Origin of the sequence: Erythrobacter aureus (assembly GCF_003355455.1) — a bacterium.
Lineage (GTDB): Bacteria > Pseudomonadota > Alphaproteobacteria > Sphingomonadales > Sphingomonadaceae > Qipengyuania > Qipengyuania aurea.
Window position 1 is genome coordinate 271,312 of the sequence record NZ_CP031358.1, and the last position, 18,724, is coordinate 290,035.

General features: G+C 59.6%; 23 protein-coding genes. 2 read left to right on the forward strand and 21 right to left on the reverse strand.

Going from position 1 to position 18,724, the window contains the following annotated elements; genetic code table 11:
- Window positions 1–4: 4 nt before the first annotated feature.
- From DVR09_RS16310 to DVR09_RS16395, 20 genes are all read right to left on the reverse strand, one after another.
- Window positions 5–271: a hypothetical protein gene (locus DVR09_RS16310; protein ID WP_115418329.1), complete on the reverse strand. Its 267-nt coding sequence runs from the start codon at window positions 269–271 to the stop codon at window positions 5–7.
- Window positions 268–2,268 carry a hypothetical protein gene (locus tag DVR09_RS16315; RefSeq protein ID WP_115418330.1) on the reverse strand — a complete coding sequence of 667 codons (2,001 nt, stop codon included), beginning with the start codon at window positions 2,266–2,268 and terminating at the stop codon, window positions 268–270. Before DVR09_RS16315 ends, DVR09_RS16310 begins: the two co-directional genes overlap by 4 nt.
- A gap of 63 nt (window positions 2,269–2,331) precedes the next feature.
- Window positions 2,332–3,342, reverse strand: a complete 1,011-nt coding sequence (locus tag DVR09_RS16320) for a hypothetical protein (RefSeq protein ID WP_115418331.1) — start codon at window positions 3,340–3,342, stop codon at window positions 2,332–2,334.
- A gap of 16 nt (window positions 3,343–3,358) precedes the next feature.
- Window positions 3,359–3,808, reverse strand: coding sequence for a hypothetical protein (locus tag DVR09_RS16325; RefSeq protein WP_115418332.1), 450 nt, complete (start codon window positions 3,806–3,808; stop codon window positions 3,359–3,361).
- 190 nt (window positions 3,809–3,998) lie between these two features.
- Window positions 3,999–4,274, reverse strand: coding sequence for an HU family DNA-binding protein (locus tag DVR09_RS16330; protein ID WP_115418333.1), 276 nt, complete (start codon window positions 4,272–4,274; stop codon window positions 3,999–4,001).
- Window positions 4,275–4,408: 134 nt separating this feature from the next.
- Complete coding sequence (locus DVR09_RS16335) at window positions 4,409–4,906, reverse strand: hypothetical protein (RefSeq protein ID WP_115418334.1); 498 nt, start codon at window positions 4,904–4,906, stop codon at window positions 4,409–4,411.
- A gap of 39 nt (window positions 4,907–4,945) precedes the next feature.
- Window positions 4,946–5,266, reverse strand: coding sequence for a hypothetical protein (locus DVR09_RS16340; RefSeq protein WP_115418335.1), 321 nt, complete (start codon window positions 5,264–5,266; stop codon window positions 4,946–4,948).
- A 41-nt stretch (window positions 5,267–5,307) separates the two neighbouring features.
- Window positions 5,308–5,478, reverse strand: a complete 171-nt coding sequence (locus DVR09_RS17320; protein ID WP_162815056.1) for a hypothetical protein — start codon at window positions 5,476–5,478, stop codon at window positions 5,308–5,310.
- Window positions 5,479–5,520: 42 nt separating this feature from the next.
- Window positions 5,521–5,913 (reverse strand): hypothetical protein, encoded by a 393-nt coding sequence (locus tag DVR09_RS16345; protein ID WP_115418336.1) that lies wholly within the window; start codon window positions 5,911–5,913, stop codon window positions 5,521–5,523.
- A 20-nt stretch (window positions 5,914–5,933) separates the two neighbouring features.
- Window positions 5,934–6,182: a hypothetical protein gene (locus DVR09_RS16350; RefSeq protein ID WP_115418337.1), complete on the reverse strand. Its 249-nt coding sequence runs from the start codon at window positions 6,180–6,182 to the stop codon at window positions 5,934–5,936.
- 73 nt (window positions 6,183–6,255) lie between these two features.
- Window positions 6,256–6,480, reverse strand: a complete 225-nt coding sequence (locus tag DVR09_RS17720) for a hypothetical protein (protein ID WP_234041632.1) — start codon at window positions 6,478–6,480, stop codon at window positions 6,256–6,258.
- Window positions 6,477–7,106: a hypothetical protein gene (locus tag DVR09_RS16360; protein WP_162815057.1), complete on the reverse strand. Its 630-nt coding sequence runs from the start codon at window positions 7,104–7,106 to the stop codon at window positions 6,477–6,479. The genes DVR09_RS17720 and DVR09_RS16360 overlap by 4 nt, the downstream gene beginning before the upstream one ends.
- The gene (locus DVR09_RS16365; RefSeq protein ID WP_115418339.1) at window positions 7,103–7,633 is read right to left on the reverse strand and encodes a hypothetical protein; all 531 of its coding nucleotides are present in this window, start codon (window positions 7,631–7,633) and stop codon (window positions 7,103–7,105) included. Before DVR09_RS16365 ends, DVR09_RS16360 begins: the two co-directional genes overlap by 4 nt.
- Window positions 7,630–8,058 carry a hypothetical protein gene (locus DVR09_RS16370; protein WP_115418340.1) on the reverse strand — a complete coding sequence of 143 codons (429 nt, stop codon included), beginning with the start codon at window positions 8,056–8,058 and terminating at the stop codon, window positions 7,630–7,632. Before DVR09_RS16370 ends, DVR09_RS16365 begins: the two co-directional genes overlap by 4 nt.
- 79 nt (window positions 8,059–8,137) lie before the next feature.
- Complete coding sequence (locus DVR09_RS17830; RefSeq protein ID WP_267899717.1) at window positions 8,138–8,266, reverse strand: hypothetical protein; 129 nt, start codon at window positions 8,264–8,266, stop codon at window positions 8,138–8,140.
- A gap of 6 nt (window positions 8,267–8,272) precedes the next feature.
- Window positions 8,273–9,493 (reverse strand): hypothetical protein, encoded by a 1,221-nt coding sequence (locus DVR09_RS16375; RefSeq protein WP_115418341.1) that lies wholly within the window; start codon window positions 9,491–9,493, stop codon window positions 8,273–8,275.
- An 89-nt stretch (window positions 9,494–9,582) separates the two neighbouring features.
- The gene (locus DVR09_RS16380) at window positions 9,583–10,674 is read right to left on the reverse strand and encodes a Wadjet anti-phage system protein JetD domain-containing protein (protein ID WP_162815058.1); all 1,092 of its coding nucleotides are present in this window, start codon (window positions 10,672–10,674) and stop codon (window positions 9,583–9,585) included.
- Window positions 10,675–10,750: 76 nt separating this feature from the next.
- Complete coding sequence (locus tag DVR09_RS16385; protein WP_115418343.1) at window positions 10,751–14,188, reverse strand: SbcC/MukB-like Walker B domain-containing protein; 3,438 nt, start codon at window positions 14,186–14,188, stop codon at window positions 10,751–10,753.
- Window positions 14,185–14,937 carry a DUF4194 domain-containing protein gene (locus tag DVR09_RS16390; protein ID WP_115418344.1) on the reverse strand — a complete coding sequence of 251 codons (753 nt, stop codon included), beginning with the start codon at window positions 14,935–14,937 and terminating at the stop codon, window positions 14,185–14,187. The genes DVR09_RS16385 and DVR09_RS16390 overlap by 4 nt, the downstream gene beginning before the upstream one ends.
- Window positions 14,921–16,384, reverse strand: coding sequence for a Wadjet anti-phage system protein JetA family protein (locus DVR09_RS16395; RefSeq protein WP_162815059.1), 1,464 nt, complete (start codon window positions 16,382–16,384; stop codon window positions 14,921–14,923). Before DVR09_RS16395 ends, DVR09_RS16390 begins: the two co-directional genes overlap by 17 nt.
- A gap of 35 nt (window positions 16,385–16,419) precedes the next feature.
- Between DVR09_RS16395 and DVR09_RS16400 the strand changes: the two genes are divergently transcribed.
- Complete coding sequence (locus DVR09_RS16400; protein WP_162815060.1) at window positions 16,420–17,067, forward strand: MucR family transcriptional regulator; 648 nt, start codon at window positions 16,420–16,422, stop codon at window positions 17,065–17,067.
- Window positions 17,064–17,606, forward strand: a complete 543-nt coding sequence (locus DVR09_RS16405) for a hypothetical protein (protein WP_162815061.1) — start codon at window positions 17,064–17,066, stop codon at window positions 17,604–17,606. Before DVR09_RS16400 ends, DVR09_RS16405 begins: the two co-directional genes overlap by 4 nt.
- Here DVR09_RS16405 and DVR09_RS16410 read toward each other — a convergent pair.
- On the reverse strand, window positions 17,598–18,701 hold the full coding sequence (locus DVR09_RS16410) for a hypothetical protein (protein ID WP_115418348.1): 1,104 nt from the start codon (window positions 18,699–18,701) through the stop codon (window positions 17,598–17,600). The genes DVR09_RS16405 and DVR09_RS16410 overlap by 9 nt on opposite strands.
- Window positions 18,702–18,724 lie beyond the last annotated feature (23 nt).

Genomic DNA, 18,724 nt, shown 5'->3' on the forward strand with positions numbered 1-18,724 from the left:
AGGATCAGGCTGCTTTGGCGGTCTGGGCTGGCTGGTAGATGACTTCGTATCCAGCCGCTTCGCGCTCAGCGATCCAGCGCGACCAGGTGAGGCCGGTTGCCCGGCCGCTCTCGGATACGCGCTTGGCCCAGAAGTGGCGGCGAGCTGTGCCGGCATCGGCGACTTCGACGATGACGACGTTCTTGCCGCGCTCCATGGAATAGCCGCACAGGGCGATGCGCATTGGCGTCTCGCCCCGGCGGCCGTTCGGTTGGACGGTTACCTCGATCATTCGGCCGGACCCGAGGCGCGAGCGACAGTCTTGTCGGAGACGCGAACCTCGACGATGTTCATTCGGTCGATGTCGCCTTCCTGGACGCCGCGGTCATTGATGAGGTCGGCCATGTTCTGCTTGTCGACCACGCCGTTGTAGGCGCCAGCTGTCATGAGGAACTTGGCGTCGACCTCGTAGACGAGTTCGAGGTCATCGAGTTCGCCAGCGGAGGCGGCGGCCATGCCGGGTTCGTCAGCCCGCTCGAATCCAGCTGCGTTCACGCGAAGTTCTGCTTCGTCGAGCGGATGGATCTCGCTCGGAACGGTCGAACGATTGCCCGTGGACTGGAACTGGGCAACAGCGATCCTGTGGTCGAGATCGTCGATCTGGCTGTCATTGTCGTTGCCTTCGACAGCAGCCATATAGTCCTCGACGATGCCGAGGTTGGTCCACGAAAGCTTCTCGAGATCACGCTTTCCGGTGTGCCCCATGTCGAGCTGAGCGAGGATGTAGCGGGCAAGGCACCAGCGCTTGTTCTGCGGGATGTAGGCAGGAACCTGCGTGCAATAGCTGCCGTTCTCGAGTTCCTCGAAGTCCTCGCCGACGCGCTTGTCGACGTCGAAGCGGAGAAGCGGCACGTCGTAAGGACGCAGCGGGTCGAAGTCTCCGTCATTGCCTTCGCCGATCCACGAGATGGTGACGGCGTACTCGTCGTCCTCAACGCGGACTTCTTCGATGATGTCGTACTTGATCGGGTCAAAGAGTAGCCAGGAGAGGTACTTCTTCCAGCTGTCGAGGTCACCGCGCTGTGCAGCGGTCTCGAAGGGGATGAGTATTTGGATGACGATGCGGTCGTCTCCGCTTTGGTCGACCCGTGCGCGAGCCATTGCGACTGCGAGCTTGGGAGCGAGGTCGGCGACATAGGTGTTCGCAAAGGCCAGGGCTTCCTGCTCGGTTGCGAAGCGGTCGTCCTTGTCACCATAGGTGAGTTCGATCGAGGGCATGAGGAACTTCTGGCCGCGGTAGAGAGCCGAGTATCCGATGAAAGCAAGGACGTTGCCGTCGAGCGAGGTGACCTCGTCCTCGGCAATGTAGCGGACCTCTTCATCGGTCAGCGGGTAGAACTCGCCGTCGAATTCACCGTAGCTGAGGCCGAGGTGATCGAACTGTTCCTTGGTACCGTGCGCGGCTTCCGTGCACTGGTTGGTGAGATAGACGGGGAGATCCTGCGGAGTGAGCAGGAGCGCCAGGCGGGCCTTCCATGCATCGGCGCTGCCGAGGGCCATGGCATTGGCAATCGGCACGAGCAGACGGACGACGACGCAGTTGTCGATGCCGCGATCGATGTGGACGTCGCCGCCGAATTCCTCGACGCGCGGGCGGATCGCTTCAGCGTAGCCGGTGGCGTATTCGAGGACGCTCTCTTCGCTGGCCGCTTCGGGGTCGATCTGGAACTCGACCTGCGGCGCGAGGCACTTCGTGTTGCGGCAGAGGACGCTGTAGCCGATGAGCGCGCTGGTGGTGCCATCGAGCGCAGTGACGATGTCTTCGGCGACATAGTTTGCCTCGGCTTCGGTGAGCGGGTAGAAAAAGTCGTCCTTCTCGCCCGAGTTGAGGCCCAGCCCGCCCGACTTGAGGCCCAGCTGACTGAAGAGGGCGATGATCTTCGTGTCATCGGTCGTCTCGGCGCCGCCGTTGGTGAGGAAGAAGGGGACCTGGTTGCCGAGCTGGGCTTCGGTGTCGTCACCTTCATCGTCATGATCGGCCATGTCAGCGATAGCCATGTCGAAGAATTCACCATCGTTTCCGATGGCTTCGAGTTCAGCCTTGATGCGGTCAGGCGAGAGGATCGTCTGCGAAGCGACGACCTTGATGCCGCTGCCGATGTCGTCGCCGAAGTCTGTGGAGTGGGCGATTTCGGTGAGGCTCATGCTGTCATAGGCGTTGACGGCCTCATCGAGGGTGTCGGTGTCGCACATGACGGTCATCTGCAGGATCAGCTTCTGGACGGGCATTGTATGTCCTTCTCGTGGGGTATCAGGGAATGTCTGGGGCCAGCCGAAGCTGGAGGAGAGGCGTCAGCCCATCTTGGAGATGAGCCAGGGGCCGTAGCCGTTGGAGATGTAATGGGTCGGCGAGTAGCCGAGGGTCATCGCGGCGGTGACGGCTTCCTCGATCGAGGTGACCGGGTCCATGGTGTCAGGGAAATCGATGCGAGCGATCTTGCCGTCTTCCTGCTTCACGCGCAGGTAGTAGACCTCGACCTCGTCGACATCCTCGTCGTCGAGATCTTCGAGCTCAGCCTCGTCCATCTCTTCGCAGATGATCATGATGGGCGGGAGGTCCGGCGTCGGGCCCGAGAGGATGTTCGACGGGCGGATCGGCGCGTCTGCGCCCGAGTAGACCTTGCCACCCTTGCCGCGCGGGGTCGGCACATCCTCGCCTGCCATGTGGTTGTTGATGGCTTCCTTCAGCCAGCCGCGGTGATCTTCGTCGCCGTGGGCGATGGAGTCATAGAGCGTGTTAACGCGCGCGAGGATGACGGCGTTGTTCTCCAGCTTGGTGCAAGCCTGCAGGAGATAGTCGCGCTGGATGATCGCGGGCATGTCTTCGGCATGTACGCGTGCTTCGGCAATCCAGTCGCCGATGAGGTCATCTTCTTCGATGGCCATTTCAGCAAAGGCGCGCTCGGCGTTGCAGGGCATGGTTTCCATGCTCTTGCCAGGCAGGGTGCTGATGTTCTGGTCGGGCGGCGTGCGACGCGAAGTGTCGCCCCAGAGCGAGAAACGGATGATGTCAGCGAGGCCGTGGATTTCCAGAGCCATCGAGTGCATCTCGGATTCTGCAACCAGGACGAACCGGTAGGCGTCTTCGTCATTGTCGAAGCGGCCGGTTTCGTCGCAGGCTTCAATTCCCGTCGTCAGGAAGTCTTCCGGACGGGTCGGGTTGCCGGGGATATTGAAGAGCGCCCACCCCTCCCCTTCGGGCTGTTCGAATTCTGCAATGCGCAAGACCGCGGTCTTGAATGCGGCTTCAGCGCGCATGAGGTCGCGGCGCATCGGGATGTTGTCGGGGTTGGTGTCGCTCACAGCTTTTCCTCTTTCGTCAGGCGTTGCACAGCTCGGCAGAAAGGGAAGCACTCCCCTCCCCTTCGGCTGGTTCGTGTTTGGCGATGATCTTCGCGTTGCGAGGGTCGAAGACGATCCAGCTCTCAGAGGCCTCTGGAAGGGCCTTCTGGAAGTTCGCGTCGCTAAGGCGATCGATATTGGCGTACTTGGCGCGGGCGCGCTCGAACGCGGACTGAGGGATACCCTCGTAGCGGTTGAGGTAGCGCACGCCGTCCCAGCCCTGCTTCTGCAGGCGCTTGAGCTGGCGCTCGTCCCATCCGCCGGTGTCCTTCATGGTCTTGGGATCGGCAACGAGAAGTTCGACTTCGAGGAGGTGGCCACCAGGAGGGCAGCGCATTTCGGCCTGCGCCCGCGAGCCAAAGTGGCTGAAGGGGGCGAAAGTGTCGAAGTCGGCAGCAGTGGCGTGCCAGACGCGGATACGCGGCATATCAAGCTCTCTGATGGTTGGCCCAAGCGCATCGTCTGATGCGCGTTTCCTCACTCTTGCGAGGACATCATAGGATGATCGAAGACATCCCGTGGCCTTGGAGCTTGAAAAGAAAATGCGACCGAGCCGAAGCCCGGTCGCATTCAAACGATCTCGTTATGGATCGGCGGCCGCAGAGGCCGACTTCGGATTAGCCGTTCAGCTTGTCCTTGACGGCCTTGGCCGGCGTGAAGGTGATCTTGCGCTGTGCAGCGATGGTCATCGGCTCGCCGGTCGACGGGTTGCGGCCCTGGCGTTCCTTGGTTTCCTTGAGCGCGAATTTGCCGACGCCGCTGAGCTGGACATCGTCGCCCTTGTTCACGCTGTCGACGATCGCGTCGAACGTGGTGTCGAGAATGGCGCGGGCGTCGGTCTTGCTGAGGCCATGCTTTTCGGCGAGTGTGTCGACGAGTGCTGCGGTGTTCATTGCGTGTAAGCTTCCTTGTAATTGCTTAGCGTTGGAACACTCTTCATAGGAAGGACGCAGACCAATGTGAATCCCGAATGCAGGAAAAAGTCCCTAAAATGGGGCTTTTTAGCCTGATTTGGCGATGGGCGGAGTCAGAAGCTCGGCTTATCGGTGGATTCAGCCTTTCGACAGGAGCCGCGGGCGTATGTCGTGGGGCCGGCTTCCGGGCCGAAAACATCGGTCTTCATGTAGATCGCGCGGGTGACCCGGTCGATAACGTAGGTCTCGTTGTAGGTCTTGCCGTCGTATTCGCGACCATGGTTCTCGAAGCGGATCTCGAACTTGCTCGAGAGGAGCTTGCAGGCGCCGTCCTTGTGGCAGAGAGGCCGGAAGTCCTCAGCGCCGGACTGCTTCAGGCTCATGGTCTGCTCGTCGATGTCGATGCGGTAGAAGCCGTCGTAGTTCAGCTTTGCTTCAAACTCGCTTCCGTCATCGTCGCTGACGAGCTTAACCGGCTTTGCGCTCTCCATCGTGCAGTAGAGGAGAATGTCCGAGGTCACTTCCTGTTCGGCATCCCGTTCTTCGAAGATGCAGGCAGAAGACGTCGATAGGAGCGCAAGAGCTGCGGAGACCTTCAGGATGTTAGGCAATGGAAATCCCCCTGTAGAAGCGACTGGAGCATGGCGTGATCACAGATGCGTGTCGAGGCCGGTCATCTCGGTGAAGACGCGCTGTAGGTCTTCGGCATAAACGCCTTCGCGGGTGTCGATGACCTTGACCTCGAAGTTGCGTATCTTGAGCAGCTCGAGCCGGTAGGTGTCGGTGACATCGAGGTAAATCCTCATGCCGGATGCGCGGTTCTTCGTGATGCTGGCTTTCAACCGGAAGCTGAGCATCTGCTCATCGCCGGCAAAGCTGGCAGCACCCGTCATGGCCTTGAAGCGTTCGCCGCCAAGCTGCTGCAGTATGAGTGTGGGGACCGTGAGGTCGGTTTTCGGCTGGCTTGCCATGTAGCCTCCTGGCTATCGACGGATTGGGAAGACTGGGCGGGTCAGGCCGGTTCGCGGTTGCCGGTGACGAAGTCTGCGAAATTCATGCCGCGGTCGTAGGCCTCGTTCCAGTCGGCATTGGTCGGATGGGTGCGGCCGCCGCAGCCGTCGAGGTTCTCGATGAAACCCTGAACGAAGGCGAAGAGGAGCGTGTTGCGGATCTTGCGAAGCATGGGAGTATCCTTGAGAGAGAGGAAGGTCGGGCGGCTGGCGCGTCAGTGGCCGCGTACGCTGGCGGGCGTGGGCGTGCGGACGGGCTCGGCGTCTTCATCGTCGTCATGCAGCTTCACAGCTTCATGAAGGTCCTGGAAGGCCTTGACGGTTAGCTGTCCGTTCTGGCCGAGAGGATGGGCGAGCAATGCGCGGGCAGCATTGAGGAGAGCTTCGTGCTCAGGCGCGCGGCCCTCCTCCTCCCACGAGCAGTTGTATTCCTGCTCGATGGCTTCGACGACGCCTTCAAGGTCGACGTCGTCGTCGAGGTAGCCCCATTCTTGGGCGAGGTTCTCGTCGTAGTATTTCTTGAGCTCGTCGCGCAGACCATCTTCGGTCTTGGCGTGGAACCATTCCGAGCCGCTGCGGCCTTCGACGTGGGCGGTGAACTTCGACATGGGGTATCCTTGTGTGAGGGTCAGTTCGGCGTCTTGAGGACGCGAGCAATGTGGCCGGCGTAGACGGAGACAGCCTTCCAGTAGACGGCCATGGGTGCCTTGTGTTTGCGCCAGCATTCCGAGGCACGCTCCGCAGCGTCCTTTTTCAGGTCGAGAAGGAGATTGCGAAGCAGATCCCGGGTGTCCTGCGGCGCCTCCTGCAGGCGCTGGGCAGCCGGAAGAGCGAGGACCGGATTACGGACCTCGCGCCTGGTCGAGCGAGTGGACATGAGTGAGCCTTTTCCTTCAGCGTTGAGCTTTGTCTCATCCACTGAAGCCCAAAGGCGTGAGGATTACGCCGCCCTAGAAGATGTCCCGGATGCGGAGCGACGCGAGCTTGGCGAGCGCTGTCCGCAAAGCGCGCAGGTCATCTTTGAGATAGTCCCAGCGCGTGCCGGCATGGCCAGGCCAGCCGACAGAACGAGCGAATTCGTCGGCCTGTTCGCGGGAGGTGGGATTGTCCAACGAGACGGTGGCTTCAGCGCCGTCGCGGGAACGCCAGTGATAGGTTGCAGTCTGCAGATTCATAAGCGGAATCCTTCGGGTGAGCATGCGCGGAGGAACATATCGACCTGCGGATCAGAGGCATCGATGGTGAGGTCGGTCGCTTCCGAGCGGGAAAGAGCGTCGATCTTGCCCATGCGTACGTCCATGGCGTTTGCCCCGGTGACGAAACGGAAGCTGACTCGCTTGGGCATGTTGCCTTCCGCGTCGGGGTAGAAGATCTTGGCGCCGTTGAGGGTCGTGTTCCGGAAGAGCGTCCGCGGCCGGTTGTCGTAGTCATCGCGATACAGGCGCGCGGACTGGCCGTCGATCTTGTAGAGGACGGCATCGATCATGGGCGGGTCGTAGATCGTGTCGAAATCCTCGCTCCGCGAATTGATGAGGATGTTGAACTCGCTCAGCATATCGGCGCTGGTATCGCGATAGCACTGGAACTGCATTTCAAGGTAGTGGCCGCGCTCGCGATCGGTGTAGACGTTCACATTGAGGTAGCTGCCTTCGCTCTCGGCGAATGCGTCAGCTTCCTGCCAGAATGCGGGCTGACCATCGATGATAGGGTCGTCGAGGGCAGAGCCGTCACATCCAGCGACGGCGACGGAAAGGCTAGCGACACCAAAGATGGTCGCCCAGGTCATGAGTGCGTATTTCACGGGCGTTCGCCTTCCGGGTTCTTGGAATGGAGCATTTGAACTGCGTCATGCCGATTGAGCCAATTCTGGCGGATCGTCTCGTAGTCAGCCTGGTGGTCGCGCTTTTTGAAGTCGCCCAGCCCAAGCTCGTGCTGGATGAAGAGCACGGCGGTAGAGCCCGCGATAAGAGCGAAACTGACAGCGTAGAGATAGCGGATGCGATCAGGTTCGCCGTCGATGAAGGCCAGTCCTGCGACGCCAGCGGCGAGCGCGTAGAAGGGTGCAAACAGCATCGGGAGCGTTTCGGGGCGACGGCGCATCAGGAAGTAGAGCGGCACGAAGACGATTGCGCTTACCGGCATCAGCAGAGTGTAGACGATGAGCGCGATCGAGACGTTGTCGACGTAATCGGCGCAAGGGATCATTCCGGCGCCGGCCGCCATGACGAATGCACCAGCCGCCGGGCAATGGAATAAGAACCATGCGTTCACGACCGATAGGAAGGCTCGGACCTTCGGAGATGGGCTGAGGCGTTCGCGAATAGTCATGCTGGCACTCCAGCCTTTCGAGAAATGAGGATGTGTGCATCGAGCCGGTATAGAGCAAACAAGCTCGATCCGACGCCGAGAGCGAGGCTGTACGACATCAGAGGATGGATAGGAGCGACCAGAGGAGAGATCATCCACAGCGGCGCATAGACATAAGGCGCGAGCTGCGGCCGCTTCTCGATCTGAAGGTCGATGAGGAGGAAGATGAAGATCAGCGGCAGGAGCGAGATGGAGAACATCTGCAACGACCAGACGACAGCGTTCGACGACGATGCCAGGTTCAAATAGGCGGCTGGCACAATGTCAGCTTTCATCGCGGCGAGGAACGCGAGCGCGATTGGAAGCATGAAGCCTGCCCAACGGAAAGTGATGTCTTTGTGCAGGAGGGCCGGCTCGGACATGCTGTGGTCTTTGGTCGTGGGCATAAAGCTTTCATTCCTAAACGGTTCTCAGCCTGAGATACCGTCCATTGCATGAGTTTTCTCATGCCTCAATTATGGAGGGTCAGAGCGAGGCGATAGCCGAGCGGACCATCTCGTAGATGAAGTAGATCTGGAGCGCGGCAAAGATCGCGAACTCGACCCAGAGGAGGGTTTCCCTCCGGTCAAGTCGAGGAGAGGTCTTGCGGGCCATATCGCCTTAGGAGAACTTGAGCTCGGTGTCAGCGAAGAACAGCGCGAGGGCTGTTCTCACTTCCCGACGCGCCCGCCGGTAAATTTCCGCTGAATCGAGTGCGAGAAGGTCTGCGATGTCGAACTGCTGGCGCATGTCGGATGAGACGGCGTTGAGAATGGCAGACATGGACCGGTCTAGGAGGTGGGAGGGGATCGGGTCATCCCTCACCTCGAGAAGCACTCCAATAATCGCATAGTGAATGTGGTCGTCGAGATATTGCTCAAGCACACCGGTGTTGGCTTCGCCATTGGGAAGTCGTTCGGCTTCGTATCGCTCGATAGGCGCGGAACCGCGCCGCACGGATGTCCGAGCGATGAAAGCGAATGCGTCCTCGACCGACGGCTCGACCTGCGAGGGCGCGCGCTGGCCATGGCGATATCTTGTTCGGATGTCGTGAAGGGCGGTGGCCAGGGCCATGACTGTGCCCGATCGCAAACCACTGGCCTTTGTGCATGCGAGGATGCTGTCGGTGTCTCCGGTATCCTTGGCGTGCTGAAGGGTGCGAACCATGTTCCGCGCGAGCCCGTCGGAATATGCGGTTTTCATCGAGACGCCGAGTTCTTGGCTTACCCGGGCAAGATGCGAGATCATCTTTCTGTCCGGACTGTCATGCCAGTCCGCCAGGATGAGTTCTGTAAGGTAGACGAGCTGCACACCAGAGAGGTCGTGGAAACTCCGAACTGGGAGAAAGCCGCTCGTGAGCCATATACTCCAGCGATTGGTGACGTAGCGAAGAGCTACGAGATAATCCTCATGGGTCTGGGGAATGTCGGAGCCGCGGACAGCGTGTGTGATGAGCGAGCAGTCAAACCCGAGACGTATGGTTGCCCGTGAAGCCGGGTCGCTGATGCCAGCCGAGACTTCAAGGTCGGTCGGCTTGGCATTCATTTCGGCTGGGGTGACTGCCGCTTTCAGGTTTTGGAATGGTTCGATGTTGCCTGCGCTTTCGAGAACTATACCTCGAGCGTCGTTCTTGGCGGCGTTGGACTGGCTCGAGAAGAGCTCTGCGTCGCCGTCATCGACGATGTGGCCGCGTAGGCGCGCGAGGAGGTAAAGCCCCGTTGCGTCCATCGCCCGGTCCGTGACTTCGTCGCCGGTCTTTTGGCTGCCAACGATTTCATCGATCGGCTGCCCGGCGATTGCATCGTCGAGGCCAAGGATCTGGCGGGTGGCGGCAGCGGTCATTTAGGCGTCCAATTCACGTCATGTGGGCATATCACCCAGCTTTCATTATAGCGGGTTTCACTCTCATGGTGTCTGCCAACAGATAAACCTCAGGATGGCAACTCAACCTGCTGAGGAGATACGATTTCCTGTTCGAGATGCTTTGGCTGGCCTTTCGAAAGGTAGTCAGCAAGGTCCGCAACGCCGGAGTTGTCTCCGGCGATCCGAGCGAGTGCAGGCTTGGGTTCTTTGGGTTTCCCAAGTTGTTCGGCCAGGTCGCGGTTCATCAGATGTGGTCGGACAGGGCGCCCGATGCGTTGTTCGATGTTCCGAAAAATGCGGATGCCACCGACATCGATATCGCCCCAGTGATGGATGGTCGCGTCGGGGGCGATCTGCGCCAGCCGTGAGAGCGCATCCACGACTGGTCTGCCGGGAAATCCGCTGGAGTAGAGGACCGCGACATCGGGTTGGTCGACCTCTCGCGTGTGACGGTTGAAAGAAGTGAGGTTCTCGACCGTGAGGATCGCTTTGATCGGCTTCCGGAGCTGAAGCATTGAGCCGACACCGGGAGGCAGGCCGATGAAGGGATGAACGGCCGACGCATCTAGGTTCATCGAAGGAACGGAGATTGGGCCCTTGATGTGGACCAGTTGGAAGAAGGGCCTGAAGCCGAGCTGTTGCAGGACTTCTTCCTCCGAAGCATCTTCCCAGTCGAATGCGCGCCGGGCGATCTGGATGATCGTACCTTTGTGTCGCTCGAAAGCTTTGCTGTCGACACCAGCTTCATTGCTGAAGGTGCGGAGGTCCACCCCATCGACTCCACGGTCGATTGCGAGGAGCAGTTTTGTGAATGTCTCGATGCGGTCGAGATTGTTTGCCTCGATGCGGAAAGCGCGGTCACCGCGGTTCCATTTGAGGAGGCCAGCTTCGATCTCATCCTGTATCCAGGATGCCGCTCCTTCAAGGAGCGGAGCAATGCGGTCGAGAACAGCAGAGGCTTTGTCTGCGGCGGGCCTCTTCCCTAGAAAGTCCGCCAGCGCGCCGGCATCCGCCAGGCGAATACGCTGAAGGATATGCTCTGCATGCTTTGGGCGAACGATGGTGATTGCGCGGGCTTTCTCTGCCTCGACGAGCAATTTTTCGGCTGTGTGGACCTCTGCACTGGTGGCATCGCCAAAGTCGACTTTGAGACTAGGCATGCGCGCGTTGACCTTCATTCGGTCAGCGCGTGAGAAAAGCGTCGAGAGTAGCTTTACCGCTGGATTGCTGGGAAAGTCACTCGGCCGCATTGATGAGGTTGTCTTGCTGTTCGTCCTGATTTTGGCTCAGGAACTCTTCGAGCGGCACATTGCCGGGATTGGAATCGCGAAAAAGAGCGCGGCCGGCATCTGTCGGGTATTCGACATCGATCTGGGTATAGGTGTCGACGCGGTTCACCGTGATGATGGTGTCCATGTGTTCCATGAAGGCGAGCTGCTTCTCGAATGGCGCAGAGACGATCGCTTGTAGATTGAACTCGCTCATCAGGGAGAGACAGGCACTCGTATTGGCGCCGTCGAGCTTGTTGAATGCCTCGTCGAACATCACGAAACCAAGGCCGAGTTTATCGCGGTCGGTTTCCTTGTGGTGACAGGTGTTCGCAACAGCGCATGAGATTGCGATGTAGAAGGGAACCTGCTTCTCACCGCCTGAGCCGGTGCCTTGGCGCTTTGAGTATTCCGATGCGATTTCGTCGTCTTCAATGCGTCGAGTGATCAGGTCGAAGCGCAGGTAATTGCGATAGTCGCTGATTTCGGAGACATCCTCGCCGCTTTCGAGCATGGCGCGGATCTTGTCGACGCCGCGAGCAATCTCCCCGTCGAGTTCAGCGTCCGGGCTGAACAGGGTCGAGACGTCGGCAGGGTTCTCGCGGATACGTTTCGCGACCTGCACGATGTCGTGATAGGCGGGGTTCGGCTTGACCGTAAACTCATAGCGTTCGCGGTGAAAAATGCGGGTGCGCAGCTGGTTGCTGAGGTTCCGGATTTGAGCCTTGGCGCCATCGATACGGCTGTAGAGCTTCAGGAGAAGGTCGGAACGCACCGTCTCTTCCATCGTCACGCGGGCGGTCTCGACCTGCTCGCGGTATTGGGTGAGATGGTGGTTGTCGATGAGGGCCAAGCTTTCCTTGAGCCATTCCAGGGCGGCAGGATGGTCTTGGCCGAGCTCAGGCTCCCAGCCCGGCACATCGTAGTCGCGGGCGTATGTCGAGGCCTTGACGGGCGCCGAGCCGGTCAAACGGGCGACGCGGCCAGCCGCTGCTGCTCCTTGGGTTCTAGCAGCCTCTCGCAGCGAGGGCAGATTTTCGAAGCCCTCTAGGAGAGCGTCGAAGTCTCTCTGGTGTGAAGCGCGCTCGTCATCCGAGATATCGTCGACCATATCGAAGGCAGCCCGTGCGGCCTCTGTTTTGATCTGGGCGCCGGTTTCCGTGTCGGTGATCTGATTGTCGATCTTGCCAAGCTCATGCTGGGCAACGCGCACCTTCCGTTCGTCTTCGGCCTCCTCTTCCTTGAGCTGCTCAAGATCTGCTTGCAGGTCGTCGAGACGCTCTCGGACCTCGACCGGGCGATCGGATTCGAGACGACGGATATTGTCTTCGAGGTCCAGCGTGCGCCGAGAGGCATCGCTCAAGGCATTTTCGAGCGGGAACAGCCCTTCTGCCTTCTGGACGCCAGCCGTAAATTCGCGCAGCGCAGTGACGAGCGTCTGGAGATTTTCTTCACGGCGGTTGGCCCGGTCAATATCGAGTTCGAGTTCAGCGATGCGCTGCTCGAGAAGCGGGCGATTGAGCGCCTGAGCGTCCTTGCCGAGCAGATGCTGCTGGACAGGGCGCCGGACTTCGATTGTGCCGCCCGAGGCAGCGATGCAATCTGGGGTGATACCGCGATCGACCTTCAGCAGCTCGTCTTCCGTCTTCACGCGGACGACGTTGTTGAGCCTGCGATTGAGGAATGCGCGGACGTGAGGATTGTCCGTGGAGAGGATTGCAGCCAGGCTGTCGTTCCGCGGTTCGGGATCGATTTCTCTGGTACGGGTCGTGTTGACGATCTGACAGCCAACAAAATCAGCCCTGTTCTGACGCATGAACGACGTAGCGTCCCGTGCATCCTGGGGATCGACAATGAGAGCTTCGCGTGCGGGCCCGAGAATGGTTTCGACAGCGTCCCTCCATTCCTCGTCGAGAACTTCGACGAGGGTGGAAACGGGCGTCGCCTCGATGTCTCGCGCAGCCAGCTGGTCGATGAGTGACTGGGTCTGGTGCCGGATGAGGGCCTTGCCGGCAATCACGTCGCGAAGCTGATCGCGGGCCTCATTCAGGCTGGCTTGGAACTGGTGGGTGCGGGCAGCTTCGTTCCTGAAGGCCTTGTTGAGTTCACCCTGATAGGCCTCGGCCGGCGCCATGGCATTCTGGACAGCGAGGTCGACCTCGCGAGAAGTGAGCTTCTCACTCGCATCCATGCGGGAGACAATGGCTTCGAAGGCAGTTTTGGCTTCGATGTATTGCCCTTTGTCGTAGGTCTGCACCATCTGCGAGAGAATGGAGGTCGAACTGCCGAGAAGCAGGAGGTAGGCGTCCCGGTGGCGCTGAGCTTCCGCCTCGGCTTTTCGTGCGCCTTCAAGCTGTATCTTGAAGTCCTTGATGGCGAGTTCGAGGTCGTTCGTCGCAAGCGATCGACTGATGTCAGCAATTTCATCGGCAGTCGCTTGGCGGCGGTTTCGTGTGCTGGCGAGGATTGCTTCGAGCTGGCTGAGTTCCTGCCGTTTGGCTTCGAGCTGCTTGTTCAGGTTGGAGAGATGCCTCTCGAGACGGTCGCGCTCTGCCTTGCGCTCGACCCAGCGCATGCTCTTTTGCTCCAGCGCGCTGTCGATGAGCGAGCGGTACTCGTTGATGACGTCGAGAACGACGCCGCGTTGCTCTTCGAGCTGCTCGATCTTTTCTTGAAAGCCGCGCCAGGTGGCGACCGATGTGCGAAGCGCCTCGATGTCGATCTTGTCATCGTCGAGAAGGTAGTTGCGCACGAACTGGTTGGCGCTTTCCATCTCCTTGAAGCGCAGCGCGCTCTTGATGGAGGAGAGGAACCGTTTCGGCTCGGCCTTGTAGTGCTTGCCGCGGAGCGCATCGAGGACGTGCTTGGTGAAGTTGGTGGGCCGGTTGCCATGATTTTCGAAACCGGGGACACGCTTGAGCTTCACGAGGAGGTCCTCGTGATCAAGCGGATAAGGTCCGTCAGGACCGCGAGCGACGAAGTCTTCGGCGCGCAGTGACTGGCCAGGAGCGATGAACGCGCAAAGGATATCTTCCGAGGAGTCCTGCTCGCGCGCGCTCAGGCCAAGTCCGATAGTCCAGCATCGCTTGTCATGCTCACGCTCGAATACGAGGGCGAGATAGGTGATGCTTTCGGGGCGCAGCTGGTCGTTCTGGATCTTGCCGAGGCAGTAGTCACGAACCGAACGCTTCTCGTCGGCCTTGCGAGGGCCGGCGTTCTGGTTGCTGCTGGCATTGAGCGAGAGGTGGTTCTTGTTGTTGCCGGTGATGATTACCTGGATGGCATCGAGAATGGAGGATTTACCCGCGCCGTTCGGACCGACGAGGCCAATCGAGCCGCGGACATCGATGTCCTGCATCCCGAAAGTGTACCAGTTGACGAAGACGATGCGCGAAAGGGAGATCATTCGGGAAGTTCCTCGGTGGGTTCGGCTTCGGGCAGTTGTTCAGGAATAGCGCTGTCATTTTCGGCGACTGGCTCGTCTTCTGCGGCAACCGTCAAGCTTTCCTTGTCAGTTGCCCGCTCCTCGCGGTCAGTCGAGGTAAGGACCTCTGCTGGGCTTTGAGCTGCGATGAAGTCTTCGATGCGGGTGAGGTAGCCCTCGCCCGTGATCTCGCGGATCGAAGGCCGCACGATAATGCTGACGCCGCTCTCCTCGGGGAACTCTTCGCCGAAGTCGATGATCCGGCGTCGCTTTATCTCTTTCAGGATCGCATGAACGCGCGTCCAAGCGGGCCGCTGCTTCCCAGTGACCGCCTCGTAGCGCTCAAGGAGCGCCATGGAGGTAATCTCGACCTCGCCAAAGTCGCCGATGTCAAAGCTGGTCACACCGCGCTCGAAAGCCTCACGGAGCGACAGTAGGATGACAGTCTCGTCCATCGGGAGACGTTTCTTGGCCTGGCTCTCAGCGGGCTTCAGCACAATGGTGAGATCACGTTCCGAGATGACCATTTCGAGGCCGAGAGCGTCGAAGAGATCGCTGAAATAGACCCGAAACCGAAGGATGAACTCGTAGAGGTTCTTGGAATTCCAGTCGTCGCGGAACAGCGTCTGCTGGGTGAGCATGCGGCTGGCGGCCGCGCGAAACTCAGACGCCTCGACGTCTTGGTTCTTCGGACGGGTGAGAAGATCTTCTAGGTCAAACAGCATCGGCATTGCTCCGCTCTTCCGGAGCAATACGCTCGATCTGGAAGTCCTTGCAGGTGGTGTATTTGGTCTCGAGGAGAGGACCGTCCTTGAAGGTCACTTTCCACCGAGAAGAGAGGTCGGAATCGGGAAGCGTCGCAATCATGCGCAGACGCTGGAAGATGAGAGCCTGCTCGGTGTCTTCGACTGTGAAGTCGGAGGCATCCATTGACGCGCGCGACCCAGCCGCCGCTTCAAGGTAGGATTCCACGCGTTCGGGCTTGATGTTGTGGCGCAAGAGGAATTCGCGCCTTCGGCGGTCGTATTCTTTGATGAGCGGGTTTGGCTCGCGAATGACCATCGCTGCGGGCTCGACCTTCTGAACGGCAGTCTTGGGTGTGGCGAGGTCGTCAGGCCCCCAGCAACGAGCATGGAGCGTGAAGTCGGATTCGACAGGCACCTCGGAGTCATCCGGCCCAAGTTCTGTAAGACCTTGGAGTATGCTGGTAATCCGCCCGGTGATCGAGGCGTCGACCTGCCCCATGTAGGCGATCGTGCGAGTGATGCGCTTTTCGAGGCGCATGCGGAATGCGTCGATATCCTCCAGCCGCTCTTCAACCCGCCAAAACACGGATTTGACCAGGTAGAGATGCTGCTCGACCTTGGCCCGGGCCTCCTCGGGCGTCGGAGCCAGCCCTTGGTCGAGATATCCCTTGGCGAATGCCGCGAGAAGCTCCTCATCGTCCTCGTAGAGGCTGATAGTGGCGATGATGGCATCGCGGTGCCGGAAGGGGTTGTTGCGCGTCTTGAGCGCCTTGTAATCGACAATCAGCGTCTTCTCGACGAACTGGTCGAAGAACTGGGCGAGGATGTGAGCGGGATCTGGTCGCGAGGTGATCTCCTTCTCGTAGAGACGGAGAGAGCCGACGATCGCTGTGAGGTGCTGCTGAAAGCGACGAGCCTGCTGCGCGCAAGTAGCGAGCGATGGGGCTTTGTCCTCAGGCTCTTCGCCCAGCCGCTCTACGACACTTTCGATGGAGGCTAGCGTTCCGCCGAAATGAATGGCCTCGCCCTTGTCGATATTGTCGAGGGCTTCGTAAAGCATCGAGACAGAGGCATCGATGTCGACGACGATGACGTATCCCTGCATGTGCTCGCCAAGCCAGCCGGCGTCGAGCAAGCGGCGATAGACGTTGGCCGGGTTCTGACTGAGGTCGGCATTGTGGGATTCGGCAGCGAATTCGTCTGCCATGTCTGCATTGCGACTGATCTCGACCGCGATGAAGGAGATGATGTCCTCCTTGCGATGAGTGCCGAAGGCCTCGCCGTCAAAGAACTCGTGATAGAGCGCGAGAAGGAGGCGAGCGTATGCGCGGCGCGCGGGTGAAGACAGCGGGCCAAAGAGTTGAGGCGGCAAGTGGGTGAACAGCGTGTCCCGCTGAACATCAGATACCCCTGCCCTCTCTGGCTTCGTCACACGCTGCACCCCTAATGCTGAAGGGATCTGGCTACATGACGCAGGTCCTTCTTGCATTCGACCATATAATCGATGATGGTGAACGGCAACATCGAATGTTGGCGATCACCAACACAAAGGGCGACGATTCAATGGTGAGGCCGAAAAGCTCCTCGACATCTAAGAGATTGAAGGTCGGATCGATTTTGGATCTCGCTCGCATTGTGAAGCAGCGACGGGATGAACTCGGCTGGTCGATTCTCCAGCTGGCGGAAACGGCTGGGACATCTCGGTTCTTTGTTTCCGATCTCGAGAACGGAAAACCGACCTGCCAATTCGACAAGATCATGGATGTTCTTGGCGCACTCCAGCTCAAAGTGGAGTTGCGCGCCAGCCGACCTGTTGCGGCAGCAGCGAAGCCCGCCGAGAGTTCTAATGACGAGAGGCGGGCTTTGAGCCTAGGTCCCGCAATACCTATCGAGAGCACTCACTCGGATCCGGAGAAAATCGGCTGTCTCGAGTGCGGTCGCCAGGTTAGGAGTTTGCCTCGCCACCTTCTCTCCGCTCATTCGATGAGGTCGCCAGAGTATCGGCGTCGGTGGAGGCTCCCTGCAGAATACGACATGCGTCCAACGGCGGTCGCTGCGGAAGCCGAGACTCGGCGGAAGGTGAAGAACGCACTGAAAGCCAAGGAGGCGAGTTGAGTTTGATGCTTGAACCAGTCGATCTCGATGCTTGGGCCGCGCAGAAGAAGGATATGTTCCGGGGCGGCGAAACGAAGAGGACGGGTGAAATACCGACCGATGACTGGGTGAATGATCGCTACCAGGGGCACCTTGGGGTGTGTTTGGAAGCAGCAATCGAGCACCTTCCTGCGGATGAGCGCCCTCTCTATGTAGAAGTCGGCAGCTGGCGCCCGAAAAATGCGAGAGATCTCTATCTCAAGGCTGTGTCCGATGGGGACAAACCGGAGCGGACATCGGTCCAAGGGCTCATAGTGGTGACCCGTCGGCGCGTTCTCGGGATTGAGCAGTACTCAGGCCGTCTAACCCGATTTGATAATCCTCCCTTCAGGGAGGGAGCGATCAATCTGGTCACGCACCTCGAAAAGCTGCACGGGCCGAATGGTCCGAATGGGATTGCGATCTCCTTCGGGAAGAAGGAGGTCGAGGTGGACGCGTCAACGATCGAAGACGTTGACCGCTTGTTTAAGGTGCTCTGTGAACTGACGGGGTCAGCGTAGGACCTGGGTGTTGGCCTCTAGCTGGTCGAGCAGGAGCTGGCTGTCGGCGAGCGATATCATCGATACCGTTGTGAAGACCAGAAAGCCCTCGTGCTCTGGGAGATAGACGCTGCGAAGAGAGACGTATGCTTTCTCGGCCTCGTAGTCGACGGAGCCGCTGACCTCTGCGGAAACGTATCCCCTCCACTTGTGAGCACTGGGGATGCTGATGGCAGTTGCGCCTACACCCTTGAGGCCTGCGCGGACGTTCTTCAGGACCGCGGTTGAGGGGTCAGAGAGGTCAACCTTCCCGGTCTGGATGCCATGGCTGTAATCACCGAAGCCAACATGAGCCCATTGCTTATCCGAAACGGTTTGCTCCAGCCGGTGGAAGTCGGACACCATCCCATTTTCGAGCGTGATGGTGTTGCTGACAGGCGTGAGTGCCCACGGCGCTAGTATGGACACATGGGCGTTCGGATATTTGTAGAGCCGTGGGGACGGATCCCAGACGGGGTTGAATAGCAACTCGGTCCGTCGGGTTCCGCCTTTGATGCCTGCAAGGGTCGTGGCGATGATATCTTCATTGATGAACATCGGGCCGTAGGCCGTCTGAAGGGGTGTGCCCTCGGCGGCCGCGGTGAGGATGCGATCGACGCTGGCGACGGACTCTTGGGCTTTCTCGCGATAGCTGGGGATGTCAGAAGCGCTGAGGCTGGCCTCGATGGCGGCATCGAGATTTTCGGAGCGAACGACGCGGCCGGCGCGCAAGCTGAGGTCGGCACTGTGCCAGGTCTCGTAACCGAGCTCTGCTGAGGGGCCGATGACCCTGTCGACGAGATCGGCGAGGAGCGCCTTGAATTCGACCAGCTGGCGGTCTTTGAACGGGATCGAGTCCCAGAACTCGCGATGCAAGTCCTCGGTGATGTAGCCATCGGCATTCCGAGCGATGAGCATGATTTCCTGCTGGCGCTCCGTCATGCGCGGCTGCTCGGCTGGTTGCTGCGGCTTTGGCTGCGCGTAGTAAATCGGCGGGGGTTTCGGGGCAGCCTGGGCGACAGCTTGGGTCGGCAGGATCGCGGCTATCAGCGCGAGGATGGCAAGTTTGATGCGCATGGGTCGTTTCTCCATGGAGGATA

Coding starts and splice junctions, on each gene's coding strand:
- DVR09_RS16310 (WP_115418329.1), bottom strand. CDS start 271: ATGATCGAGGTAACCGTCCAACCGAACGGCCGCCGGGGCGAGACGCCA.
- DVR09_RS16315 (WP_115418330.1), bottom strand. CDS start 2,268: ATGCCCGTCCAGAAGCTGATCCTGCAGATGACCGTCATGTGCGACACC.
- DVR09_RS16325 (WP_115418332.1), bottom strand. CDS start 3,808: ATGCCGCGTATCCGCGTCTGGCACGCCACTGCTGCCGACTTCGACACT.
- DVR09_RS16330 (WP_115418333.1), bottom strand. CDS start 4,274: ATGAACACCGCAGCACTCGTCGACACACTCGCCGAAAAGCATGGCCTC.
- DVR09_RS16340 (WP_115418335.1), bottom strand. CDS start 5,266: ATGGCAAGCCAGCCGAAAACCGACCTCACGGTCCCCACACTCATACTG.
- DVR09_RS17320 (WP_162815056.1), bottom strand. CDS start 5,478: ATGCTTCGCAAGATCCGCAACACGCTCCTCTTCGCCTTCGTTCAGGGT.
- DVR09_RS16345 (WP_115418336.1), bottom strand. CDS start 5,913: ATGTCGAAGTTCACCGCCCACGTCGAAGGCCGCAGCGGCTCGGAATGG.
- DVR09_RS16350 (WP_115418337.1), bottom strand. CDS start 6,182: ATGTCCACTCGCTCGACCAGGCGCGAGGTCCGTAATCCGGTCCTCGCT.
- DVR09_RS17720 (WP_234041632.1), bottom strand. CDS start 6,480: ATGAATCTGCAGACTGCAACCTATCACTGGCGTTCCCGCGACGGCGCT.
- DVR09_RS16365 (WP_115418339.1), bottom strand. CDS start 7,633: ATGACTATTCGCGAACGCCTCAGCCCATCTCCGAAGGTCCGAGCCTTC.
- DVR09_RS16370 (WP_115418340.1), bottom strand. CDS start 8,058: ATGCCCACGACCAAAGACCACAGCATGTCCGAGCCGGCCCTCCTGCAC.
- DVR09_RS17830 (WP_267899717.1), bottom strand. CDS start 8,266: ATGGCCCGCAAGACCTCTCCTCGACTTGACCGGAGGGAAACCCTCCTC.
- DVR09_RS16375 (WP_115418341.1), bottom strand. CDS start 9,493: ATGACCGCTGCCGCCACCCGCCAGATCCTTGGCCTCGACGATGCAATC.
- DVR09_RS16380 (WP_162815058.1), bottom strand. CDS start 10,674: ATGCCTAGTCTCAAAGTCGACTTTGGCGATGCCACCAGTGCAGAGGTC.
- DVR09_RS16385 (WP_115418343.1), bottom strand. CDS start 14,188: ATGATCTCCCTTTCGCGCATCGTCTTCGTCAACTGGTACACTTTCGGG.
- DVR09_RS16390 (WP_115418344.1), bottom strand. CDS start 14,937: ATGCCGATGCTGTTTGACCTAGAAGATCTTCTCACCCGTCCGAAGAAC.
- DVR09_RS16400 (WP_162815060.1), top strand. CDS start 16,420: ATGACGCAGGTCCTTCTTGCATTCGACCATATAATCGATGATGGTGAA.
- DVR09_RS16410 (WP_115418348.1), bottom strand. CDS start 18,701: ATGCGCATCAAACTTGCCATCCTCGCGCTGATAGCCGCGATCCTGCCG.